This is a genomic window from Planococcus maitriensis (assembly GCF_003289925.1).
Classification (GTDB): Bacteria; Bacillota; Bacilli; order Bacillales_A; family Planococcaceae; genus Planococcus; species Planococcus maitriensis.
Genome location: NZ_QLZQ01000001.1, coordinates 926,612 through 946,990, shown reverse-complemented (window position 1 = coordinate 946,990; position 20,379 = coordinate 926,612). Strand labels below are relative to the sequence as shown.

Annotated in this window: 19 protein-coding genes; 4 read left to right on the top strand and 15 right to left on the bottom strand. The window is 49.9% G+C overall.

What is annotated here, in order from left to right; translation table 11 throughout:
• Nucleotides 1-15: 15 nt before the first annotated feature.
• Complete coding sequence (locus tag DP119_RS04535; RefSeq protein WP_112231251.1) at nucleotides 16-1,209, top strand: MFS transporter; 1,194 nt, start codon at nucleotides 16-18, stop codon at nucleotides 1,207-1,209.
• A gap of 328 nt (nucleotides 1,210-1,537) precedes the next feature.
• Here the strand turns inward: DP119_RS04535 and DP119_RS04530 are convergent, their stop codons facing one another.
• The 6 genes from DP119_RS04530 to fadH all read right to left on the bottom strand — a co-directional run bounded on the left by DP119_RS04530 (nucleotide 1,538) and on the right by fadH (nucleotide 7,164).
• Nucleotides 1,538-2,653, bottom strand: a complete 1,116-nt coding sequence (locus tag DP119_RS04530) for an N-acetyldiaminopimelate deacetylase (protein ID WP_112231249.1) — start codon at nucleotides 2,651-2,653, stop codon at nucleotides 1,538-1,540.
• A gap of 11 nt (nucleotides 2,654-2,664) precedes the next feature.
• Entirely contained in the window at nucleotides 2,665-3,378 is a 714-nt protein-coding gene (gene dapD, locus DP119_RS04525) for a 2,3,4,5-tetrahydropyridine-2,6-dicarboxylate N-acetyltransferase (RefSeq protein WP_112231247.1), read from the bottom strand.
• 66 nt (nucleotides 3,379-3,444) lie between these two features.
• Nucleotides 3,445-4,320, bottom strand: a complete 876-nt coding sequence (locus DP119_RS04520; protein ID WP_112231245.1) for a LysR family transcriptional regulator — start codon at nucleotides 4,318-4,320, stop codon at nucleotides 3,445-3,447.
• On the bottom strand, nucleotides 4,310-5,788 hold the full coding sequence (locus DP119_RS04515) for an MDR family MFS transporter (protein WP_112231243.1): 1,479 nt from the start codon (nucleotides 5,786-5,788) through the stop codon (nucleotides 4,310-4,312). The genes DP119_RS04520 and DP119_RS04515 overlap by 11 nt, the downstream gene beginning before the upstream one ends.
• A gap of 64 nt (nucleotides 5,789-5,852) precedes the next feature.
• A complete protein-coding gene (gene cbpB, locus DP119_RS04510) occupies nucleotides 5,853-6,296 on the bottom strand; it encodes a cyclic-di-AMP-binding protein CbpB (protein ID WP_058383441.1) in 444 nt (147 codons plus the stop codon).
• A gap of 100 nt (nucleotides 6,297-6,396) precedes the next feature.
• Nucleotides 6,397-7,164, bottom strand: a complete 768-nt coding sequence (fadH, locus tag DP119_RS04505; RefSeq protein WP_112231241.1) for a 2,4-dienoyl-CoA reductase — start codon at nucleotides 7,162-7,164, stop codon at nucleotides 6,397-6,399.
• Between the two features lie 126 nt (nucleotides 7,165-7,290).
• Here fadH and DP119_RS04500 point away from each other — a divergent pair, with 126 nt between their 5' ends.
• Complete coding sequence (locus DP119_RS04500) at nucleotides 7,291-7,752, top strand: YkyB family protein (protein ID WP_112231239.1); 462 nt, start codon at nucleotides 7,291-7,293, stop codon at nucleotides 7,750-7,752.
• A 36-nt stretch (nucleotides 7,753-7,788) separates the two neighbouring features.
• Here DP119_RS04500 and DP119_RS04495 read toward each other — a convergent pair whose 3' ends face one another.
• Together DP119_RS04495 and DP119_RS04490 are read right to left on the bottom strand one after the other, a co-directional pair.
• The gene (locus DP119_RS04495; RefSeq protein ID WP_112231237.1) at nucleotides 7,789-8,658 is read right to left on the bottom strand and encodes an NAD(P)-dependent oxidoreductase; all 870 of its coding nucleotides are present in this window, start codon (nucleotides 8,656-8,658) and stop codon (nucleotides 7,789-7,791) included.
• Nucleotides 8,659-8,895: 237 nt separating this feature from the next.
• Nucleotides 8,896-9,084 carry a hypothetical protein gene (locus tag DP119_RS04490; protein ID WP_112231235.1) on the bottom strand — a complete coding sequence of 63 codons (189 nt, stop codon included), beginning with the start codon at nucleotides 9,082-9,084 and terminating at the stop codon, nucleotides 8,896-8,898.
• A 136-nt stretch (nucleotides 9,085-9,220) separates the two neighbouring features.
• On the opposite strand from DP119_RS04490, the gene DP119_RS04485 reads away from it, so the two are divergent.
• Together DP119_RS04485 and DP119_RS04480 are read left to right on the top strand one after the other, a co-directional pair.
• Complete coding sequence (locus tag DP119_RS04485; protein WP_112231234.1) at nucleotides 9,221-9,835, top strand: CPBP family intramembrane glutamic endopeptidase; 615 nt, start codon at nucleotides 9,221-9,223, stop codon at nucleotides 9,833-9,835.
• Between the two features lie 99 nt (nucleotides 9,836-9,934).
• Complete coding sequence (locus tag DP119_RS04480; protein WP_112231232.1) at nucleotides 9,935-10,573, top strand: hypothetical protein; 639 nt, start codon at nucleotides 9,935-9,937, stop codon at nucleotides 10,571-10,573.
• Nucleotides 10,574-10,601: 28 nt separating this feature from the next.
• Here DP119_RS04480 and DP119_RS04475 read toward each other — a convergent pair whose 3' ends face one another.
• The 7 genes from DP119_RS04475 to DP119_RS04445 form a co-directional block, all read right to left on the bottom strand.
• Nucleotides 10,602-11,045, bottom strand: coding sequence for a MarR family winged helix-turn-helix transcriptional regulator (locus DP119_RS04475; protein WP_112231230.1), 444 nt, complete (start codon nucleotides 11,043-11,045; stop codon nucleotides 10,602-10,604).
• Between the two features lie 81 nt (nucleotides 11,046-11,126).
• The gene (locus DP119_RS04470) at nucleotides 11,127-12,476 is read right to left on the bottom strand and encodes a TrkH family potassium uptake protein (protein WP_112231228.1); all 1,350 of its coding nucleotides are present in this window, start codon (nucleotides 12,474-12,476) and stop codon (nucleotides 11,127-11,129) included.
• Nucleotides 12,477-12,699: 223 nt separating this feature from the next.
• The gene (locus DP119_RS04465; protein ID WP_112231226.1) at nucleotides 12,700-14,037 is read right to left on the bottom strand and encodes an anti-sigma factor domain-containing protein; all 1,338 of its coding nucleotides are present in this window, start codon (nucleotides 14,035-14,037) and stop codon (nucleotides 12,700-12,702) included.
• Nucleotides 14,037-14,783, bottom strand: coding sequence for an RNA polymerase sigma-I factor (gene sigI / locus DP119_RS04460; RefSeq protein WP_112231224.1), 747 nt, complete (start codon nucleotides 14,781-14,783; stop codon nucleotides 14,037-14,039). The genes DP119_RS04465 and sigI overlap by 1 nt, the downstream gene beginning before the upstream one ends.
• Before the next feature lie 193 nt (nucleotides 14,784-14,976).
• Nucleotides 14,977-15,735: a TerC family protein gene (locus DP119_RS04455; RefSeq protein ID WP_112231222.1), complete on the bottom strand. Its 759-nt coding sequence runs from the start codon at nucleotides 15,733-15,735 to the stop codon at nucleotides 14,977-14,979.
• A 216-nt stretch (nucleotides 15,736-15,951) separates the two neighbouring features.
• The gene (locus DP119_RS04450; RefSeq protein WP_112231220.1) at nucleotides 15,952-17,034 is read right to left on the bottom strand and encodes an SDR family oxidoreductase; all 1,083 of its coding nucleotides are present in this window, start codon (nucleotides 17,032-17,034) and stop codon (nucleotides 15,952-15,954) included.
• A gap of 102 nt (nucleotides 17,035-17,136) precedes the next feature.
• Entirely contained in the window at nucleotides 17,137-20,223 is a 3,087-nt protein-coding gene (locus DP119_RS04445) for an efflux RND transporter permease subunit (RefSeq protein WP_112231218.1), read from the bottom strand.
• Nucleotides 20,224-20,379 lie beyond the last annotated feature (156 nt).

The window sequence follows — 20,379 nt, the reverse complement described above, 5'->3', positions numbered from 1 at the left end:
GGGAAGGTTAGGCTCATGGCCGTCAAATCCACTAAATTCGCCTTATATATTCTTATGTTCAATATGTTCATCGCCATGAGCGGAATAGGCCTCATCATCCCGATCATGCCAGCTTATCTGGAGACCTTCGGCGTCGCAGGCCAGGCACTCGGCACATTGATCGCTACTTTCGCTTTTGCCCAATTCCTGTTTTCACCGATTTCCGGAGAGTTATCCGATAAATACGGACGCAAGAACCTGATCATTTTCGGGCTCATCGTTTTTGGGTTGTCCCAGCTGGTTTTCGGCTTGGCGACCGAATTATGGATTCTCTATGTCGCCCGTTTCTTCAGCGGCTTGGGCGGCGCTTTCCTGATCCCGCCAATGATGGCTTTTGTGGCCGATATCACGACTTACGAAGAACGGGGCAAAGGGATGGGCTTGCTTGGCGCCTCGATGTCACTCGGTTTCATGATCGGGCCCGGCATCGGCGGATTCCTCTCTGAAGTCAGCCTGCAGTTCCCGTTCTATGTGGCGACTTCGGTCGCTTTACTGTCGGCTCTCCTGTCCTATATTGCCTTACCGAACGTCAAGCCGGCCATACAAGCCGCGGACCGGAAACGCGAGAACCTGTACCAGCAGATGAAGCGCTCTGTCTATACGCCCTACTTCGTCATGCTGCTGGTCATGTTCATCTTCGCTTTCGGCTTGTCGAATTTCCAATCGACGATTGCCTTATACGTGGACAAGCAATTCCAGTTCACGCCGAAGGAAATTTCAGTCGTCATCACCGTCGGGGGCTTTGTCGGTGTCGTTGTCCAAACCTTCGTCATCGACAGTTTGTTCAAGCGTTTCGGCGAGATGCGCGTCATTCTCGTCAATCTGCTCATTTCCGCCGCCGCAATGATCGGCATACTTTTCGTCAATACGTTCTGGACGATCCTTTTCGTGGCAGCAGTCTTTTTCACAGCTGCCTCCCTCCTGCGCCCGGCGATCAATACGCTCATTTCGAAACTCGCAGGTGACTCGCAAGGGTATGCGGCTGGGATGAACAATGCCTATATGAGCCTCGGCAATATGATCGGACCCGCGCTCGCAGGGATTCTTTTCGACATCGATATGAGCTTCCCGTACATTACCGGAACTTTCATCCTGCTCCTCTGTTTCTTTATCGCCTTTAACTGGTCGACACGCAAAAAAGAGTTGCTCCAGGAAAGCCGCAGCAGCTGAATCAACAGTTAATCAACATAAAAAGCGAGACGCCATGTCGGCGCCTCGCTTTTTCAGAGTGTTGAAGAAGTCTATTAATCCATAACGAACTAGAATGGAGTCATTTTTTCTATACTCAATAATCAATGATCTTTCTAAGTATTTGGAGAAGCGTTCGCTCGACTCCTGTGGATTAGCGAGACGACCGAGACCCCGCAAGGCGCAAAGCGACTGAGGAGGCTTGGGCGCGAGCCCACGGAAAGCGAGCGATAAGCTTCGGAAAATACGATTTCTTAGCTTTCTCGACAGCCTGAAAAAGCGAGACGCCATAGCAGCGTCTCGCTTTTTTTCATCGTTGCTTGAAATAATCATAAAGGAATTCGGGCATGAACGACAGGAGCCGCTCATCCGGTGCCAGCTTGGCATGGTGCAAGCCGTAACCCGACCCGGCCCCTGCCCAAAACATCAAAGCCGGCAAACGTTCCGTGAAATAGCCGAAATCCTCACCTGTCATGGCGGCTTTGCTGCGGACGGCTTGTATGTCCGGGACGTCCTGTGCATAGCTCAAAAACGATTCGGCAAGCCGTTCTTCATTGTCCACTTGGCGATAATTCGCCCCGTAATCAATCGACACCTGGCATTCGTAGCCTTCCTCGATCGACCGGCACAGCGATTCGACACGTTTTTTCACGCTTTCCATCGCTTCAGGCGTCAAGGTGCGGATCGTCCCTTCCAGGCGCGCCCGTTCGGCGATGATGTTTTGCACGGTTCCGGCTGACATCTTCCCGACCGTCAAAACGGCCGAATCCATCGGGTCGACATTGCGGCTGACGACCGTCTGCAACTGCATCAATAAAGCCGCAGCAGCCACGGCCATATCACGCGTCTGGTGCGGGTATGCGGCATGGCCGCCTTTGCCGTGCAGATCGATGAACAATTCCGATGTATTGGCAAACAAAAGCCCAGGCTTCGTCGCGACAGTGCCGACCGGCAGTTCAGGTGCAATGTGCAGGGCGAAAAGTTCATCCGGCAATAGGTCCGGTCGTTCTGTTTCGAGCCATTCCAGCAGTGGCTGAGCACCGCCTGGGCCTTCTTCTGCAGGCTGGAAAAAGATTACCGCATCGTCATTGAGCGGACGTTCAACCAGCAGCTCCAGCAAGCCGAGCGCTATTGCCATATGGACATCGTGCCCACAGGCATGCATGAACCCTTCATGGCGGGAAGCAAATGGCAGGCCTGTTTCCTCACGTATCGGCAAGCCATCGATATCCGTGCGCCAGCCGATCGTTTTTTCGGGCGAGCTGCCACTCACCTTAACAACCAGGCCCGTGCGCCATTCAACCAGTTCGATGCGCTCGGATGCCATTCTGCCGATAATATCTTTCAAATAGCTTTGCGTTTTGAATTCCTGAAATCCGATTTCAGGAATTTCATGTAGCTCTCTCCTGATTTGAATAAGATCCATAGGAAGGCCTCTTACAGCTGGCGGAGTTCTTGTTTGATTTCCGTTTTCGAACGGGTTTTTTCATCCATCAATTTCAATACACGCGCTGGTGTCCCGCCGACGACTGCGTTTTCAGGCACGTCTTCGATCACGACAGCCCCTGCAGCGACGACAGAGCCCTTGCCGATGCGGACGCCTTCCAAAACAACTGCGTTCGCGCCGATCATGACGTCATCCTCAACGATTACCGGTGTGGCAGATGCTGGCTCGATTACGCCTGCCAATACAGCTCCGGCACCGATATGGCAGTTTTTCCCGACTGTCGCACGGCCGCCCATGATGACGCCCATGTCGATCATCGTGCCATCGCCGATGACAGAGCCGATGTTGATGACGGCGCCCATCATGATGATGCAATTGCTGCCGATTTCCACATTTTCGCGGATAAATGCGCCGGGTTCAATGCGGGAATTGATGTTTTTCAAGTCTAGCATCGGGATGGCTGAATTTCTGCGGTCGTTTTCCACTACGGAATCTTCGATGACAGAAGCGTGCTGCTCAAGCGCTTTCTCCACTTCAGCCCATTCGCCGAATACCGTTGCATGATTGCCTTCCCCGAACACTTTCGAGCCTTCGCCAAAATCAAGCGCCGCAACGCCTTCACCTTTGACATATACTTTTACAGGCGTCGATTTCTTCGCATTCTGTATGTACGAAATAATTTGATTTGCATCCATTTGTTCCATTGGTCAAAACCTCTTTCTCTCGTGTAATGGTGTTATTATATCTGACTCAGTATAATAATACATCCTTTAGTCTAACAGAGTGGCATGTTTTTTGACAATATCGACAAATGCCTCGACCTGCAGCAGCTGGAAAGACGATTCATAGCCGATCAGCCATGTGTCGCGGGTCAGCTCAAGTTCTTCTTCGCTATTCGTCAGCGGCATCGTGTGGACATCTTCTGCCCCCGTCAAGGTAATGGAAGGCAAAATCGCATAGCCTATGCCATTGACCGCCATCTGCTTGCACGTTTCGATCTGGTCCACCGTGATTTGCCGTTTCGGGTTGGAAGCGAAATGCTTTTGCCACCAATGCTGGATTTCCTCATAATAGGTCGAATCACTTTTGAATTGGATGAACGGCCGTTCCGTCTGCAGCACTTCCTCCAGCGAACTGATTTCCTTATCAACCAAATACAAGGTGTCTTTGAACAAATGGATTTTTGGCCCTTTCCAATCGGTCTGCCCCCGGACGATGCCAATATGGGCTTCCCCCTCGTACAGCGCCCGGACAATTTCCGAACTCCAGCCGGTGATCAATTGCACTTTCGCTTCCGGATACAGGGTGATGAAGTCTTTCAGCACTTTCGGAAGCCAGTTCTGTCCGATGATCGATGCGCAGGCAATTTTTAAGGTGCCATGCACTTTTTCGCTTAAAGTATGCAGCTGTTCGAAAATCTCTTCACGCCGCACAACCGCTTCTTTCGCGTATTGGATCACCAATTCGCCGGCTGAAGTCGGCGTCAGCCCTTTCTGGGAACGCACAAATAATTGCTGGCCCCATTCCTTTTCGATCGATTGCAGCCGCTGAGACAAGGCAGGCTGCGATAAGAAAAGCCGTTCCGCCGCTTTGCGCATATTGCCTTCTTCAGCCAGCACTTTAATGATCATTTCTTCATTTGACATCCCGTTTCACTCCTTTCAATCCACGCAAGCCGAAAATCAGCAGGAAACTGATCAAGGCACAGAGAAACGCAATGCTGTATACATTCCTCAGCCCGAAGGCCAAGGCTTCCTGCAGCACCAGCTTATCTGTTGCCGGAAGCTCCCCACGGCTATCGATACTTAAAATCGAGTTGACGGATTCAAGTGACAGGCTATTTCCCGAACCGCCCAATTGCTTCAATAAAGAGCTGTTCAATATACTGCCGAGAAGCGCCACGCCGATCGTGCTGCCAAGGTTGCGCATGAACATATTAGAAGCGGTTGCCGCTCCCCGCTTATCGTATGGCACGGCGGATTGGATCGAGACGATGAAGGCGGTGCTGGTCAACCCCATGCCGACACCGACGAAGAAGCTTGACATCCCTGCCCATAGCGGACCAAATCCCGGCTGCATCACCACAAACAAGGCTGTTCCGAGCAGAAGGAACGATCCCCCAAGAAGCGAGGTACGGAAATACCCGACGCTGATCAAGAGCCTTCCTGACAAGACGGAAGCGATCGGCCATCCGATCGACATGGTCGTCAAGGTGAAGCCCGCGATTGCCGCTGGCTGTTCCATGACGCCGGTCACATAAGCCGGTAAATAGCTGGAGATGCCGATGAGGATAATGCCCGTTGCGAGCGAAACCAAATTCGCATACAGAATCGCCCGGTTTTGCCAAATTTCAAACGGCATCATCGGATCATTCGATGCACGCTCCGCTTTGACAAACCAAAAGATGAACAAAGCGCCGGTCGCGGCCAGCAGATAGGAAGGCGCAGACAGCCAGCTAAACGATACACCGCCTTCGATCAGCAAATATAACACGCTGCTAAGTGCAAGCGTCAAGAACAAGGCGCCCCTGTAGTCGACCTTTGCACGCTCGCTGCGCACCGGTTCTTTCAAATAAACCAAAATGCCAAGCAGCGCTAAGGCCCCGAGGGGCAAGTTGACCCAGAACACATATTGCCAGCCGATGGTCGCGACTAGAACACCGCCGATGGCAGGGCCCGCGATAGCAGAGATGCCCCAAACGCTGGATAAATATCCTTGGATCTTCGCCCGTTCTTCAGGAGAATAAATATCCCCCACGATTGTCGACGCAATCGGCATGATAGCTCCAGCTCCCGCTCCTTGAATGAAACGAAAAGCGATCAATTGCTCCATCGAATCCGCTAAACCGCAGAGCAGCGAACCAACTAAAAATAATAGCATGCCGAAAGCAAAAATCGCTTTCCTGCCGATAAGGTCCGCCAGCTTTCCATATAGCAGCACAGTAACCGTGCTCATTAACAAATAAGCGGAGAATACCCAACTGTATTTCGAAAACCCGCCGAGGTCTGCGGCAATGCTCGGCATAGCGGTCGAGACGATGGTCGCCTCGACCGCTGAAACGAACATCGCCAGCATGACTGCGATCAGGATGAGCGGGCGTTTCGTTTGTTCCATATTGATCCCTTCTTTCAACCAGCAGAAAAAAAGGCCTCAATGGATGAGACCTTTTTCAGGGTGATTATCGTTTGAACTGGTAAAGTTGTTTTTTCAATTGCTTCAAGACGATGCGTCTTGTCAAAATCCCCATGAACATTCCATCGTCATCCACTACACAAAGGAAGTTCTGGTCGATCACCAGATCCAAAGCTCTTTGGAAGCGGTCATTCAGATGGATCAGCGGCAGGTCGGTCTGCATAATCTCCTCGACTCGAATATCGCCAAGTTTCTCGTACTCTATATGGTCCATTCCAAGAATGGCATCAGTGATGCGCTGGGCATTAATCAAGCCGTGAAACCGGTACTTCGCATCCAAAACCGGGATGGCTGAATAGCCGGTCTTCGTCAAAACCAATAAAGCATGCTCGGCACTATTGCCGATCTGGACATGTGCTACTTTTTCGGACGAGATGACAAATTCTTCGATCGGGGTTTCAAGAAAATCTTTGCTCGGTAATGAAATCATGTGCTCTACTCCTTTTGCATCGTATGGACTGATGCTGAAACACTTCGATTACATCATAACATAACACGTTTCCCGAAACTATTTAATTGGGGATTTTGGATTAAAAAGGGAATTTATTCAACCACTGGCCACCGTCCAAGGTCACGATTTCCCCGTTCATATAAGCCGCTTTCTCTGACATGATAAAGGCTGCAAGATCTGCCACTTCCTCCGGTTTTCCAAGCCGTCCTAAAGGGACAGATTTCAAGGTCCGCTGCATCGCTTCTTGAGACTCGAAAAGTTTATCGGCACCGCCCGTGCGTTCGATCGGCCCGGGAGCGATCCCGTTAACGCGGATGCCGTATTGCGTGCCCCATTCAACTGCCAGTGTGCGGGTCAACGACATGACCCCAGCTTTGGCGGCAGCTGAATGAGCGACGCCTGCACCGGCATTCCAGGCATACGTAGCCAGCATATTAAGTATATTCCCTTTTGTGCCGTTTTCAATCCAATAATTGCCCACGGCATGAGAACAGAAAAACGTCCCGTTCAAGACGATATCGATAACCGAGCGCCAGCCATTCGGCGACAATTTTTCTGCGTGGACAATGAAATTCCCCGCTGCATTATTGACGAGCCCATCGATGCGCCCGAATTTTTCGTGCGCAAAATTGACCATCGCTTTGGCATGTTCAGGTTCACGCACGTCCATCTGAAATGCTTCCGCCTGCCCCCGCAGCCCGGATAGTTTTGTCAATGACTCATTCAGCTTTTCCATATCACGCCCCGTAATGATGACGTTCGCCCCTTCAGCGGCAAATTTTTCCGCCATATGAAGGCCCATCCCGCTGGAGCCTCCGGTCACGATTATCGTTTGTCCATTCAACATCTCAACAACCCCTTTTCTGAATCGTTTCCTGGAGCTTCGGCAAGGCCCGGTTTATGTACAGTGACTGAAAATTTTGATATGATAAACGAAGACTGACCCATCCATTACCGCGAAAGGAATGAGCCCATGCCCTCAAAGACAAAAGATTCGGAAATCGCACAAGCTATTTTCACTGTCAACCGCCATGCTAAGACCGCCCCTGACAATCAATTTCTGTATGCCTTAAAAAAGCAAGCATTGAATCTCATGATCCAGCAAAACCGTGCGCAAAAGCTCGGCCTGCACTTCAGCAAAAACCCCCGAAAAAGCCAACAACAATCATCTGTCCTCGTGAAATGCGGCAATTATTATTTCCACATGCTCCCCAAGAAGGAAGATTTCCATTCGCTTGAGCATTTTGGCGACTTGGATGAATCCTACCGCAACCCGCCAAGCCGCATGAACTTGAAGCACGCGAAAGAACTGCTGCAAAATTACACCGGGCTGGAACCGCCTGAGAAGAAACCCGCCATCTCCGCTTTTCCCAAACGCTACGAACCGAAAGAAATGAATCGGTTTTATTCACCAAAGAAATCCTATTTTGATTGACCCGGCCGGCAGTTGTGGACTGCCGTTTTTTTCTGCTTATTTTTCCGCAAAATCAAAATGGCGGATCAAGGCCTGGGTGCCAAGGTCCCCATCCCCTGCGCGTTCCAATTCCTCATAGATGCCAAGTGACAATTTCAGCCCTGGAAGCTCCAGGCCCCATCTTTCAGATTCTTCCATCGCTATTTTCATGTCCTTGATGAAATGCTTGATGTAAAAGCCTGGATGGAAATCGCCTTCGATCATTTTCGGGGCCAAATTCGACAATGACCAGGATCCAGCTGCCCCGGCTGAAATGGAGCGCAAAACATTTTCGGGGTCCAACCCTGCCTTTTTCGCGTATATTAGTGATTCGCAGACGCCGAGCATATTATTCGCGATATTGATCTGGTTGCACATCTTTGTATGCTGTCCTGAACCGGCGGGCCCCTGAAGAATGATATTGCCCCCGAACAAACGAAACAGCGGAAGCATTTGATTGAAAACGGATTCTTCACCGCCCACCATCACGGATAGCACAGCATTTTTCGCCCCTACATCCCCCCCGGAAACGGGTGCATCGAGGGCGTGCAAGCCATTTGCCCGTGCAGCTTCTGCTATTTCCTGTGCCAACTTCGGCTGGGAAGTGGTCAAATCGATAAGTACCGTGCCTTTGGCGGCATTCGCCAGCAAGCCGTTTTCGCCAAAATAGATTTCTTGGACGTCAGACGGATAACCGACCATCGTAAAGATCACTTCCGCAGATTCAGCCAGTTCACGCGGATTGTCTTTCCAGGCTGCGCCTTTTTCCAGCAGCTCATCTGCTTTTGCAGCTGTCCTTGTGAAGACGGATAATTCATGGCCACCCTCCAACAAATGGCGTCCGATGCTATTGCCCATGACCCCGGTCCCGATAAATCCAATTTTCATTTTATTGCCTCCTTTATATTTCCATAATAGCAAAAATCATCAGTCTATTCACTCTTCTTTTTTGCATAAAAAAAAGGCCGGTCCATAAAGGGCCGGCCACAAAAGGGGGAAATGAGAATGTTGCTGTGTTCAAGTATACTATACCCCCTTCAAACATGGGATAAACCTTTTTTGCAAAAAAAAATTTGATTTTATGCTTTTTTAATTTTTCTTGCCCCAACGGTTAAAAATTAATCGTTATTTCGACGGTTCTTCCGTGTATTCATATTGTGTTTTGCCGTGATGGAAGGCTGTTCCCCGAAAATGCTTAAAGTCTTCACGCCCTGTCAATATTTTGCGGAATTCAAGAAACTCCTCTTTCGGTATATCAAGCTTATCGATCTCGCCATTTTTCAGGCGTTCCAGTTCGTTTGCATAATCAGCCATGAAATGTTCCCCTTTCCTTTCGTTTTGTTAAAATCCTTCTGTTATAATACTATACGGACGAAACCATACCCGTCCAGCCACATTGCGTGCTTGCCCAAAACCTGGGCAGCCTTTGTTGATTTTAGGAGGATTTTTTATGCTTACCGTGTTAAAGCGCCATACGCTGATTTGGCTATTGCCGCTGTCGCTTTATTTGTATTATCTTGCTTTCGAGAACACAGCCATTTTCTGGTATATGTATACATTCGCCATTTTAGTTCTGATGTCGATTGCAATTACCAATTACTCTGTATTCGATGAATTGAAAACCTGGAAATCATTGGTATACGGCACCTTGTTCGGGACCATGATCTATGCCGTCTTTGCCCTTGGCTACCTATTCTTCAACATGCTTCCGCTTAATGTGGCAGGCCCCGTCGCTGCCATCCAAACCCTGTTCGCGCCCACAAGCATCTGGCATTACCTGTTATTGATGTTCGTCATCGTTCCAGGAGAAGAACTGTTCTGGCGCGGCTATATCCAGCAGCAATTGAAGAAATACATGAAGTTGCCGTTCGCCATTTTGGGAGCTTCCCTCTTATTCGGCATCGCACTTGCCTTCAGCGGCTTTTGGCCGAGCATTGTGGCAGGAGTTGTGGCAGGGGCATTGCTCGGCATCCTGTACGAATGGAAGCGCAGCATGCCGTTACTGATCATCACCCATTTGGTTGTGCTCGTGCTCCTGTTCATCATCATGCCACTGCCGGTTTAAGCTTGTCCTTGACTTAAAGGGCTGGCTCTATCAAAAAGTTTGAAACATTTCCTCTTTCTGCCCGTCTAATAGGGAAATTGGAAGGGAAGAATTTGATTCATGAAAAAGAATGCATTATTCGCTCCAACATTATTTGCTGCCGGCATCCTGCTTGCAGGCTGCGGTACTGCAGACCTTGCCGGAGAAGAGACTGATACCGAGCCGGCTGAAACGGCCGAGGAAGAAAGCAGCGAGACGAACCAAGAAACGGAAACAGTTGAAGAGCCGGATGAAGAAACAGAAGGCGGTTCTGGGGATGAACACGGCGAAACACCTGAAGGCGAGCTGACGATGAGCGATAACCAGTCTTACCAGCTTTACGTGCTTGATGGTTATGGGTTCACTGCGGAAGAACCAAACCGCGATGTCATTTTCCTGCAGGAAAACGATGCAGTCTTCATGCGTGTCGAAACTTATTATCCAAATGACATCAATTTCGACGAACTGGCCAGCAATACGCAAGATACCGTACAGGCTTCCAATCCGGATGGTGAACTGGCAGAGTTTACAGGCTATGACAGTTCAGCATTCAATAATTCAGCAGCTTATGAAGTGGAAACGGCTGAAGGGAACGTGACCGGCATCGCCTTCGAATCCGATAATATTGTGGTCCGGGTGACGATCTTCGACCATAGCACAGTCGGCGCGAGGGACGATTTCATCCAAATGGCCCAAACGATCGAGCGTGTGCAGAAATAAAAAGATCCTCCAAGCGGAGGATCTTTTTTCAATAGGACAAGTCTTTGATCGACAAGCCGATCTTCTTCATCAATTCGATGGCCTGCTCTTTTTCTTCCGAAGATAAAGCTGCCGTCAGTTCGTGAAGCTTTTGTTCATGTGCCGGGAAAATGTCCGACATGAACGCTTTTCCCTCATCCGTTATTTCCGCATAGGTGATGCGGCGGTCAGTCGGGCAATTGACGCGTGCAATAAACCCGCGCTTTTCCAGCTTGTCGATGACATAGGTGATCGACCCGCTGGCCAGCAGGATTTTCCCGCCGATTTTCTGCAGCGGCTGGCGCCCTTTATGATAGAGCAGCTCCAGGACGGCAAACTCTGTCGGATTGACACCATTCTCCTGGAAAAATTGATTGGTCTGTTCCGAAATCGCTTTATGCGCACGGGACAAAACGATAAACAGTTTCAATGACTGTTTGATGTCTTCATTCATTTTCGTTCACTCATTTCCGCTATGATTACTCGATTGCTATAATTATATCCTTTTGATGGCCGAATAGCACGCGCAGCCGACTTATCCGATGATGACGCGTTCCTTCGGATAATGGAATTTCGTCGGGTCCGTCTTGCCGCCGATAGTGAACAGGAAGGATATCAAGCCGACTCGCCCGATGAACATCAGGACCATGACGATTACTTTGCCGATCGAGGACAATTCGCTTGTCAGCCCAAGCGACATTCCGCAAGTACCGAAAGCCGAGGTGATCTCAAAGAGAATTTCCACGATGGAGGCATTCGGTTCGGTGATGATCAATAGCATGGTCGCCAGCAGTACCATCGCCCCTGCGAGGAACAGCACTGCAAATGACCGGAATACGTCGATTAATTCAATTTCACGGTTGAAAATCTGGATCGTGTTCTTGCCTCTCGCAAAATTGATCAAAAAAAGGATCGCGATCGCAAAAGTGGTGGTCCGGATGCCGCCGCCCGCTGAACTTGGGGATGCCCCGATGAACATGAGCGCACTCATGAATACATTGGTCGCGTCGCTGAACTGCGTGATGTCGATGGTGACCAAACCGCCGGAGCGGGATGAGACGGAATGGAACAAGGCCCCGAACAAGGTCTGGTGCCAAGACATCCCTTTAAACGCATTGACCGACTCCAAGATCAGGATCCCCACTGTGCCGACCACGAGAAGCAGCCCGAAGATGCTCGTCGTGATTTTGGTGAACAGCGAAAAGCGGAAATTCTTCGTCTCATTCGATAGGAATTCCTTCAGTTCGATCAGTACAGGAAAACCGATCGCACCCAGGATGATCAGGATCATGTTAACGATCTGCACGAAATAATCATCGACATAAGGCTGCAAGGAAGATCCCGTGATGTCGAACCCGCCATTGGTGGTCGCGGTAACCGCACCAAACACGCCGTGCAAAAGCGCTTCGCTGAAAGAATAAAAGTATTGAGTGAAATAGACGGTCAATATGAGCGCCCCGATCACTTCGATCAACAAAAGGATTTTAACGATTTCCGTGATCAGCTTGACGACGCCGGCCATACTTGACTGGTTATGGTCGACCATGATCAATTGCCGCTCACGGAGCCCGATCCGTTTGCCAAGCAAGATCCAGAAAAATGTCCCGATCGACATGATGCCGATCCCCCCGAATTGAAGGATGACCATCAGTACGATAATGCCGAATACCGATAAGGTTTGCGAGACGTCAATGACCGTCAGGCCGGTGACGCTTACTGCGCTGACGGCGGTAAATAAGGTGTCGATATACGTCATGCTTACCCCGGGCTGAAGGACTCCCGGAAGCCTCAGGAGTAAAAAGGAAAAAGCAATCGCCACGAAATAATACGCTACGATTGCCTGTGCAGGTGTAAGATTTCGGACACGTTGAAATGATTTATTCATAGGCGTAAAATTCCCTTCCGCAACTGACTCTCTTCCCATTCTATGTAAAGTACAGAGAAAAGAAAAGGGCTTTTTTGTAAAGCACAGCCCCTTCGCGTAATTGAATGGCAAAGAGCCGTTTTTCATGACTGGTTTTGATGCTACAGAATAAACGCCCATTCCATTAGGTTGCGCCGCTTTCTTGCGGCTCTAACGGAATAGGCGCTATTTACGTGCGTTGTGCTCATTGGTTATTTCTTTCTTGCTTCTCAGCGTCCGGCTTGTTTTTTTCTTCGGCTTTCGATGCATCCGGGAATCCCTTCTCCTTCGCTGGAGGTTTTGCCTGTTCTGGTTTTAAGCTACCCGGTTCTGTTGTTTTTGTACCGTTGGATTTGGGTGAATTGCCGTTATTGCTGCTTTTTTCTTTACCATTGTCCCTGCCATTGTCCCTGCCTTTGTCTTTTCCGTTGCCATTATTGCTTTTCTTTTCTCCAGGCTTCGTATTGCCGGGATTGCCTTTATCGTTTTTTGGCTGCACGGATTTGTTTTTGCCGGATGAAGGCTTTTCTTTCTTGGGTTTTGTTTCAGCTTTTGGCTTGCCGGAATTATTGCCTTTCCCAGCGTTCGGGTTTTTCGGTTTAGCAGGTTCAGGGGGTTCTGCCTTTTTCGATCCCTTTTGTCCGACCGGGACTTTTGGCCCATTATCTTTTGGTTTGCCACTATTTTTATTTGCAGGGGCGGTTTTTTTCTTATCTTCCGCTTTTGGCGTCTTTTCCGGATTGCTTTTGCCTCTACTGGCCGGCTCTTCATTTTTTGGCTGAGGCTTTTGAATAGCCGGGGTTTCAGCTTTGGAAGGGACAGTATGGCCATTCGGGGCTTCTTTTTCCTGTTTCCCTTTATTTCGCGCCGGCTGAACGTCATTTCTTGGCCCTTGCGGTGCTGTAAATGTACGATCCTTTTCGACCAGCTTCGCCACTGGCATTTGTTGTTCTTTCGCTTTGCGCCATTGTTTCTTGTTCGCTTCTTTCATATGGACATGCAATTGCCTGTTGCTGCCGGCGAACAACGCCGCTAGCGCAATTTTCTCCACTTTGATGGCGGCATCCGTTTCATCGCCTTCCTGCACCGTTGTAATCGTGACGTGTTCTGTGTCCTCATCCACTGATAAAGCCAGCACGTTTTCTAAGACTGTTTCGAGTTCACGGTTTTCCCAATCTGCTAATTGGGCGATCAATTGTTTGCCGTCTTCATTCAGTTCCCTCAATGAAATGACGTGCCATTCATCGTCTACACCGAGTTCAATGCCCGGATTTGATTCGACTTGGACATACCCATATGCTTCCTGTGCTGGAAGCATCCATGAGGAAATCAGCAGGAACAGTGCAGCTACCGAGGCGATAAGCGGCATTGCGAGCGGCTTGAAGCGGCGCTTTCTTGAAGCATTCCCTATAACTTCAAAATATGCCTCTTCCCCCACTGAAGTGCCTGTGGTCGGCTTGCCCGTCACAAAACTGCCATCCGCGAGCATGTAGACAGAACGGTCACCGTCGAGTTCCATACATATGCCTTTTTGCATTCGCATCAGTTCAACCGCTCCTTCAAATAATCTTTTAGGTAATGCAAATCGCTCATCATCAATAGCGCCATTGCGATTATGTATTTCCGGTTTCTCTCAATGGTTTTTCTCGAGACCTGGACAAGTTCCTCGATATCCTTGACCGGAAGTTTTTTCTTATCGAGCAAGTACTGTTTGTATTCAGCCGTTTCCGCCACCAATTGTGCGATTTGGATGGCGTTTCGCCTGGCATCTTCATGGGCAGGGGAAACTTTGGCGATCACTTGGAAGGATAAGCCAAAAGCTGAGAGCATTTCCTCGAATTGGATAATCTCTTCACGCCGCTTGCCGGCCCGCTCTTGTTCGGTATGGAAATCGGCCGACGCTCGGTCGCCGATATGATTATGGTGATCTTCATTCGGCGAAGCCATGAAATCATGGCTGAATTCTAGCCGTTTGCTTTCTTTCCGGATATGGTCGATCACTCTCCGCCGGATGACCATATGCGCAAACGTTAAAAACGACGCATCATGTCCCGGACGGTATTGGCGTATCGCCTCATGAAAGGCCAAGAGTGCAATGCTGTATTCATCCTGGTTATCATCGATGAACCGTTTGCATACTTGTGCGGCGGTTTTTTTCACGAATGGGATATGTGAAGAGATCAATTGTTCTTCGGCCTCTTCATCGCCTTGTTGTGCGAGCTTGACTAATGTCTCAGCAGGCCTTTCCGCGCCATATCCAAACAAACCGCCCAAAGCAGTCAATAGCATGCAACTCACCCCGTTTCAAATCCTTTTTCTCTATTGTATCTTTCAGTCCAGGAATTTGGAAGATTGAGGCGGTCCTGCTGACTATTACATTCGTGTGACAACGCCCCTTTCTGTCCGTCATAAAAATAATGGCAGAAAAAATAACCCAGCGGAGAAAACACTCCACTGGGCTATTCAGTCCTTTTTCATCCGCTTAAGCATCTTGTTGCTTATTCTTCTTAAGGCCAGTAAGTACACCCGTCAACACAATGCCCAGAAGGACAAGCCAAAATGTGATTGTCCAAGGTGTCGAATGCGGAAAATCATGCGGCAGGACGCCCAGTTTGTCGTGGGACAAAGTCAACACGACCAATTTGACCCCTACCCATCCGACTACGACAAACGCTGCCGTTTCAAGCTGCGGATATTTTTCCAGCAGCCGGACGAATTTATGGGCAGCGAAACGCATGATGATCACGCCGATTAACCCTCCCGCAAGCATGACGCCGAACTGCCCGCCATTGATGCCGCCGATATCAAAATCCCCGAGGTGCGGCAAAGTGACCGCCAGCGCTACAGCCGCGAGCATCGAGTCGATGGCGAAGGCGATATCGGCCAGTTCCACTTTCAGCACAGTCATCCAAAAACCGGATCCTTTTGTCGTTTCGGGTTCAATCGTATGTTCTTTGCCTTTTCTCTGGTCGTAGATATGCTTGACCGCGATAAACAGCAGGTATGCTGCGCCAAGTGCCTGGATCTGCCAAATGTTCACTAGGAAAGTGATCATGAACAAAGCCGCGAAACGGAAGATAAAAGCGCCTGCCAAACCATAGAACAAGGCCTTCTTCTGCTGGGGTTTCGGCAAATGCTTGACCATCACAGCCATGACCACCGCATTATCTGCAGCGAGCAAACCTTCCAGCCCGATGAGTACCAGCAGCACCCATGCATATTCCAATAAGATAGTATCCATAATTACCCTCCTGTTTTTCCCGACAAAAAAGACCCATGCCTAATAACAGGCAAAGGTCTTGCTAAGCGTTAAAGAGCACGCTATCACAACCGATGGCCAGAAGCCACGTCTTGACGACTGTGAAATAGGTTTCCCCATAGCTACTCCCCTTTGTCGAGAGTTCGAATTATCGGTTTCTAGATATAATTATAGCACTTGAACGTAAAGTGTAAACAATTAGGCGATTGTCACGTGGTATTTGCTTTCTTTTTTATGCTGCTCATAGAATGCCACCATGGCGGGAATTGTCTCCAGAAAATCAGCCGGCTGTATGCCGCTTCCCTCCAACAAGGATTGGGCGATGCGCGTATCGAATTGTGCTTGCCAATCCATATAGTCCAAAGTCTCTGCTTCGACTCCGAGATATTTCCGTATTGCCGGCACAGTCATCGATAGAGCCGCAAGTTTTTTCGGTATCCTTCCTTTCGGATAGCGCCCGGTCATTTCATGGACCATTGCCCGATACACTTCTTCTACAGGATGGGGATGAGGGTCGGTCAAATGAACCGTGGCGGATTCAGCTTTTTTGAGCTCGCTCAAGTAGACGGAAGCATCCAGGATGTAATCAACAGGCACGACGTTGATGGCTGTATTCGACCGCCCGATGTATGGGATGGCAGGCAACTGTTTCATCCGGTCGATCATGTTCAAAAAGAAATACGGGCCATCGAATTTGGAGGTCTCCCCGCTTGTTGAATGCCCTCTGACGATTCCCGGGCGGACGATGGTCGTCGGCACTTCTTTTTTCAATTGTTCGACCAAGAGTTCCGCTTCAAATTTCGTTTCTTCGTAATGGTTTTTAAAGGCATCCGGGCGGACGAGTTCATCTTCGAGCAATAAGCCTTCGCGCTTGCCAGCTACATAGGCCGTGCTGAAATACATATAGCGCTCCAGATGATGATCGAGCGTCTTCACCAATTCATTAACGCGTTGAGTGCCTAGGATGTTAACTTTTCTTGCGATATCTTCAGGGACCGCCAAATCATAAATTGCGGCCAAATGCCAAAAGACAAGCTGCTGCCCAGTTAGCCATAACCGGTCTTCACCTGAAAGTGCCAAGCCTTCTGCAGTGATGTCTCCAGCCATTAGGCGGACCGGGGCACAGCCTGTTCGTCTTTCAGTAATAGCTGCCTGTTTTTTTGCTTTTTCCATTTCGCTGGGCAGAACGATCGCTGCCAAACCCCATCCTTTTCGGGCACATGCTTCCATCAACCGTGTGGCGATAAATCCCGGAAAACCGGTAAACACTGTCATCTTCATCCAATCACACCCCTTTTCTGTATTCTACTAAAAAATGGATGGCTGCGACAGGGAATTCCCAGAATTTAAAAAACCCATGCAGAATTATCTGCACGGGTTTGGCTATTTCTCAGCTTTTGCTGTTTTTCTCTTCTTGCTGTTCATGAAACGGGTTTCACTGTCAAACAAGCTGTAGACGACCGGCACCACGTATAAGGAAAGGAAAGTCGAACTGATCAGCCCGCCGATGACGGCTATCCCCATCGGCTGGTTGATTTCCGTGCCTTCCCCGATGCCAATTGCCAGCGGCAAGAGGCCCAGAATCGTTGTAAGGGCCGTCATCAGGATGGGCCTTCTCCGGTCATGGACTGCTGTCACAATCGCGTCGAAAGAATCCAGGCCTGCAGCTTTTCGCTGGTTGATGTAATCGACCAGCACGATCCCGTTATTGACGACAATCCCGACAAGGACCAGCACGCCGATGACTGCAGTAATACTGATCGGTGTCTGGGTGACAAATAGAGCGATGGAGACGCCAATGACCATCAATGGCACCGTGAACATAATGACCAATGGATATTTGAACGATTCGAACTGCGCTGCCATGACGATGTAGACTAAAACGATCGCCAATACTACCGCGAGCAGCATATCGTCAATTGCATCATCGAACAGTTCACGGTCCCCACCGAAAGAGACTTCCGTCTGTTCAGACAAGTCAAGATCCGCTATGGCCGTGTCGACAGCTGTCGACATATCGCCCAAAGTCTGGTCTGATGCATATTGCAATGTAAAGGATACACTTTCCGCCTGGTCGACGCGGCTGATCGAAACTGGCCCTTGCGCGACTTCGATGTCCGCCAGTTCCTGAAGCTCGACGAAGGCACCGGATGGCGTGCGAAGCGTCAATTCACGCAAGCTGTCTACACTGTTGCGCTGTTCTTCGTCATAGGAGACAAAGACACTAAGCACTTCGTCCTGTTCGTCAATGACCTGTGTGGCGAGCACGCCGCGCGTAATATTATTGACGGTCTGGGCGATTTGTGCCGGCGCCAGATTATTTTCAGTCGCCGCTTCCCGGTCAATCGTCATCTGGATTTCATCGATGGTCTCCTGCCGGTCATTCGTCAATTCCACTACATTCGGCAAGCCCGACAATTCCCCATCGATTGCAGCGACTGCTTCATCCAGGCGCTGCTTGTCCGTATCGGTAACGGTAAAGCTTAAGGTGTTCGGCGTAGAACCGGCAGCTGTCTGAAGATTGAAGCTGACAAGTGCCTCGTCGCCGACTTTCTCCAGCACCTGCGGCTGTACATCATCCACGAATTCGAATACCGAACGCTCGCGTTCATCGAGCGGCACTAATTTCACGTAAATTTCTGCCGTGTTGGATTCTGCACTGCCTTGTGCTTGCCCTTGCTGGGTCGCCCCGATCAAGCTGACGTAAACATCGACGTCTTCTTCAGCCTGGAGCTCTTCTTCGATGCTCTGGACCACTTCATCGGTCGCAGCTGTCGAAGAACCGTTTTCGAGTTCAACCGTGACGCTGACAAACCCTTCGTCAGTCGCCGGCAAAAATTCCGTCCCCACTTGGGAGACGCCGTAAGCGCCGATTCCGAGGAACAAAAGTGCCGTCAAGAGCACTAGGATGCGGTGGCGCAATGCCCACAATACGCTTATCTCAAAGCGCTGCACGCCTTTGGAATCGGGCTTGACGGGTTTGGCTTGGCCATCTTTTTGCCCGAGCATGCGTGAAGCCATCATCGGGATGACGGTCAAGGCGACAGCCAGCGAGGCGATCAAGCTGAATGAAATCGTCAATGCGAATTCGAAGAAAATCTCCCCGATCAGGCCCGAAATGAAAATGACCGGCACGAATACGGCAATGGTCGTCAATGTCGAAGCGGTGATCGCCCCGGCGACTTCACGTGCACCGTCGGAAGCGGCTTTTTTCGGCTTTTTGCCCATCGCTAAATGCCGCTCGATGTTTTCGATAACGACAATGGCATTATCGACAAGCATCCCAATACCGAGCGCCAAGGCACCGAGCGTCAAGATGTTCAAGGCGAAATCGGCAAAGAACATCAATACGAAAGTCACGATGACCGAATAAGGAATCGCTACCCCGATGATGATCGGGCTCTTGATTCCGCGAAGGAAGAAGAACAAGACGAGCATCGCGAAAACCCCGCCCAGAATCAAGGTCTGGCCGATATTATTGATTGCCAGCTTAACGTAATCCCCTTGGTCGAATAGGATATCGGCCTCTACAGCCGAAAAGCGTTCTTCTGCCAGCAAGTCATCCAGGCGCTCCTGGAATGCAGTCGAGACGTCGGCTGTATTGGCGCCGGATTCCTGCAGCACCGACAGCAATACAGCAGACTCTTCATTGGCCCGCGTCTCGCTGCTGGCCTCCCGTTCCGTCACTGCAACTTCAGCTACATCGGCCACGGTGACATTGTTGCCCGACATCGGGTCGACCGTAACGATGAGGCCTTCAATGTCTTCCACACTTTCCAAGGTGCTGACGATGCGCGTCGTCAAATTGCGCCCGTCCTCCGTTTCAATCGGGTCACCTGGCAAGGATATATTGTTTGCCTGGATCAATTGGACGATATCTGCCTGCTGCAGGCCACGTTCTTCAAGTTCTTCAGGATCCAGTTTGATTGAAATATCCTCTATCAATGAACCTGAAATATTCACGCTTGCCACGCCATCTGTCTGGCGCAGCTGCGTTTCCAATTCTTCTGCGATGACTCGGACATCCTGTTCTGCATCAGTCGCACGCAGGGATAATTGGATGATCGGGAATTGGGAAGGATCGAATTTCAGAAAGCGGGGGTCGTTCGAATCATCGGGAATCGGCGTCTGGTCGATCCGCTGGGTGACTTCCGCCTGTACATCATCAATATCCGTATCCCATCCGAATTCCAGCAAGATGAAATTGGAACCTTCCTGGCTGTTTGATTGAACCGATTCGATACCGGGCAATGTCGCCAGGTTCTCTTCCAGCGGTTTGGTCACTTTTTCATTCACTTCCGTCGGGCTGGCCCCCGGATAATTCGTGACCACTACGCCAATCGGCGGATTCAATTCGGGAATCAAAGTGACGGGGATGCGGAGAAATGACACTGCCCCCAAAATGATGACCAACAGCATCGTGACAATGGTCAATACTGGTCGTTTGATGGAAAAATCGCTTAGTTTCATCTGTTCAATCCCTCTCTATGCCTGGTCCCTTTATCATAAGAAAAAAAGCCTTATACCGCAAACTTGAGGACGTGTGTTCACAAGAACGACATGTTTTTCCTGGCTGGCGGAAAACCGTCCCAGGCTTGTCCTCATTAAATAAAAACAGCCTGCCGT

What these genes read in the sequence shown, in the direction of transcription:
- DP119_RS04535 (WP_112231251.1), top strand. Translation starts at nt 16, where the DNA reads ATGGCCGTCAAATCCACTAAATTCGCCTTATATATTCTTATGTTCAAT.
- DP119_RS04530 (WP_112231249.1), bottom strand. Translation starts at nt 2,653, where the DNA reads ATGGATCTTATTCAAATCAGGAGAGAGCTACATGAAATTCCTGAAATC.
- dapD (WP_112231247.1), bottom strand. Translation starts at nt 3,378, where the DNA reads ATGGAACAAATGGATGCAAATCAAATTATTTCGTACATACAGAATGCG.
- DP119_RS04520 (WP_112231245.1), bottom strand. Translation starts at nt 4,320, where the DNA reads ATGTCAAATGAAGAAATGATCATTAAAGTGCTGGCTGAAGAAGGCAAT.
- DP119_RS04515 (WP_112231243.1), bottom strand. Translation starts at nt 5,788, where the DNA reads ATGGAACAAACGAAACGCCCGCTCATCCTGATCGCAGTCATGCTGGCG.
- cbpB (WP_058383441.1), bottom strand. Translation starts at nt 6,296, where the DNA reads ATGATTTCATTACCGAGCAAAGATTTTCTTGAAACCCCGATCGAAGAA.
- fadH (WP_112231241.1), bottom strand. Translation starts at nt 7,164, where the DNA reads ATGTTGAATGGACAAACGATAATCGTGACCGGAGGCTCCAGCGGGATG.
- DP119_RS04500 (WP_112231239.1), top strand. Translation starts at nt 7,291, where the DNA reads ATGCCCTCAAAGACAAAAGATTCGGAAATCGCACAAGCTATTTTCACT.
- DP119_RS04495 (WP_112231237.1), bottom strand. Translation starts at nt 8,658, where the DNA reads ATGAAAATTGGATTTATCGGGACCGGGGTCATGGGCAATAGCATCGGA.
- DP119_RS04490 (WP_112231235.1), bottom strand. Translation starts at nt 9,084, where the DNA reads ATGGCTGATTATGCAAACGAACTGGAACGCCTGAAAAATGGCGAGATC.
- DP119_RS04485 (WP_112231234.1), top strand. Translation starts at nt 9,221, where the DNA reads ATGCTTACCGTGTTAAAGCGCCATACGCTGATTTGGCTATTGCCGCTG.
- DP119_RS04480 (WP_112231232.1), top strand. Translation starts at nt 9,935, where the DNA reads ATGAAAAAGAATGCATTATTCGCTCCAACATTATTTGCTGCCGGCATC.
- DP119_RS04475 (WP_112231230.1), bottom strand. Translation starts at nt 11,045, where the DNA reads ATGAATGAAGACATCAAACAGTCATTGAAACTGTTTATCGTTTTGTCC.
- DP119_RS04470 (WP_112231228.1), bottom strand. Translation starts at nt 12,476, where the DNA reads ATGAATAAATCATTTCAACGTGTCCGAAATCTTACACCTGCACAGGCA.
- DP119_RS04465 (WP_112231226.1), bottom strand. Translation starts at nt 14,037, where the DNA reads ATGCGAATGCAAAAAGGCATATGTATGGAACTCGACGGTGACCGTTCT.
- sigI (WP_112231224.1), bottom strand. Translation starts at nt 14,783, where the DNA reads ATGCTATTGACTGCTTTGGGCGGTTTGTTTGGATATGGCGCGGAAAGG.
- DP119_RS04455 (WP_112231222.1), bottom strand. Translation starts at nt 15,735, where the DNA reads ATGGATACTATCTTATTGGAATATGCATGGGTGCTGCTGGTACTCATC.
- DP119_RS04450 (WP_112231220.1), bottom strand. Translation starts at nt 17,034, where the DNA reads ATGAAGATGACAGTGTTTACCGGTTTTCCGGGATTTATCGCCACACGG.
- DP119_RS04445 (WP_112231218.1), bottom strand. Translation starts at nt 20,223, where the DNA reads ATGAAACTAAGCGATTTTTCCATCAAACGACCAGTATTGACCATTGTC.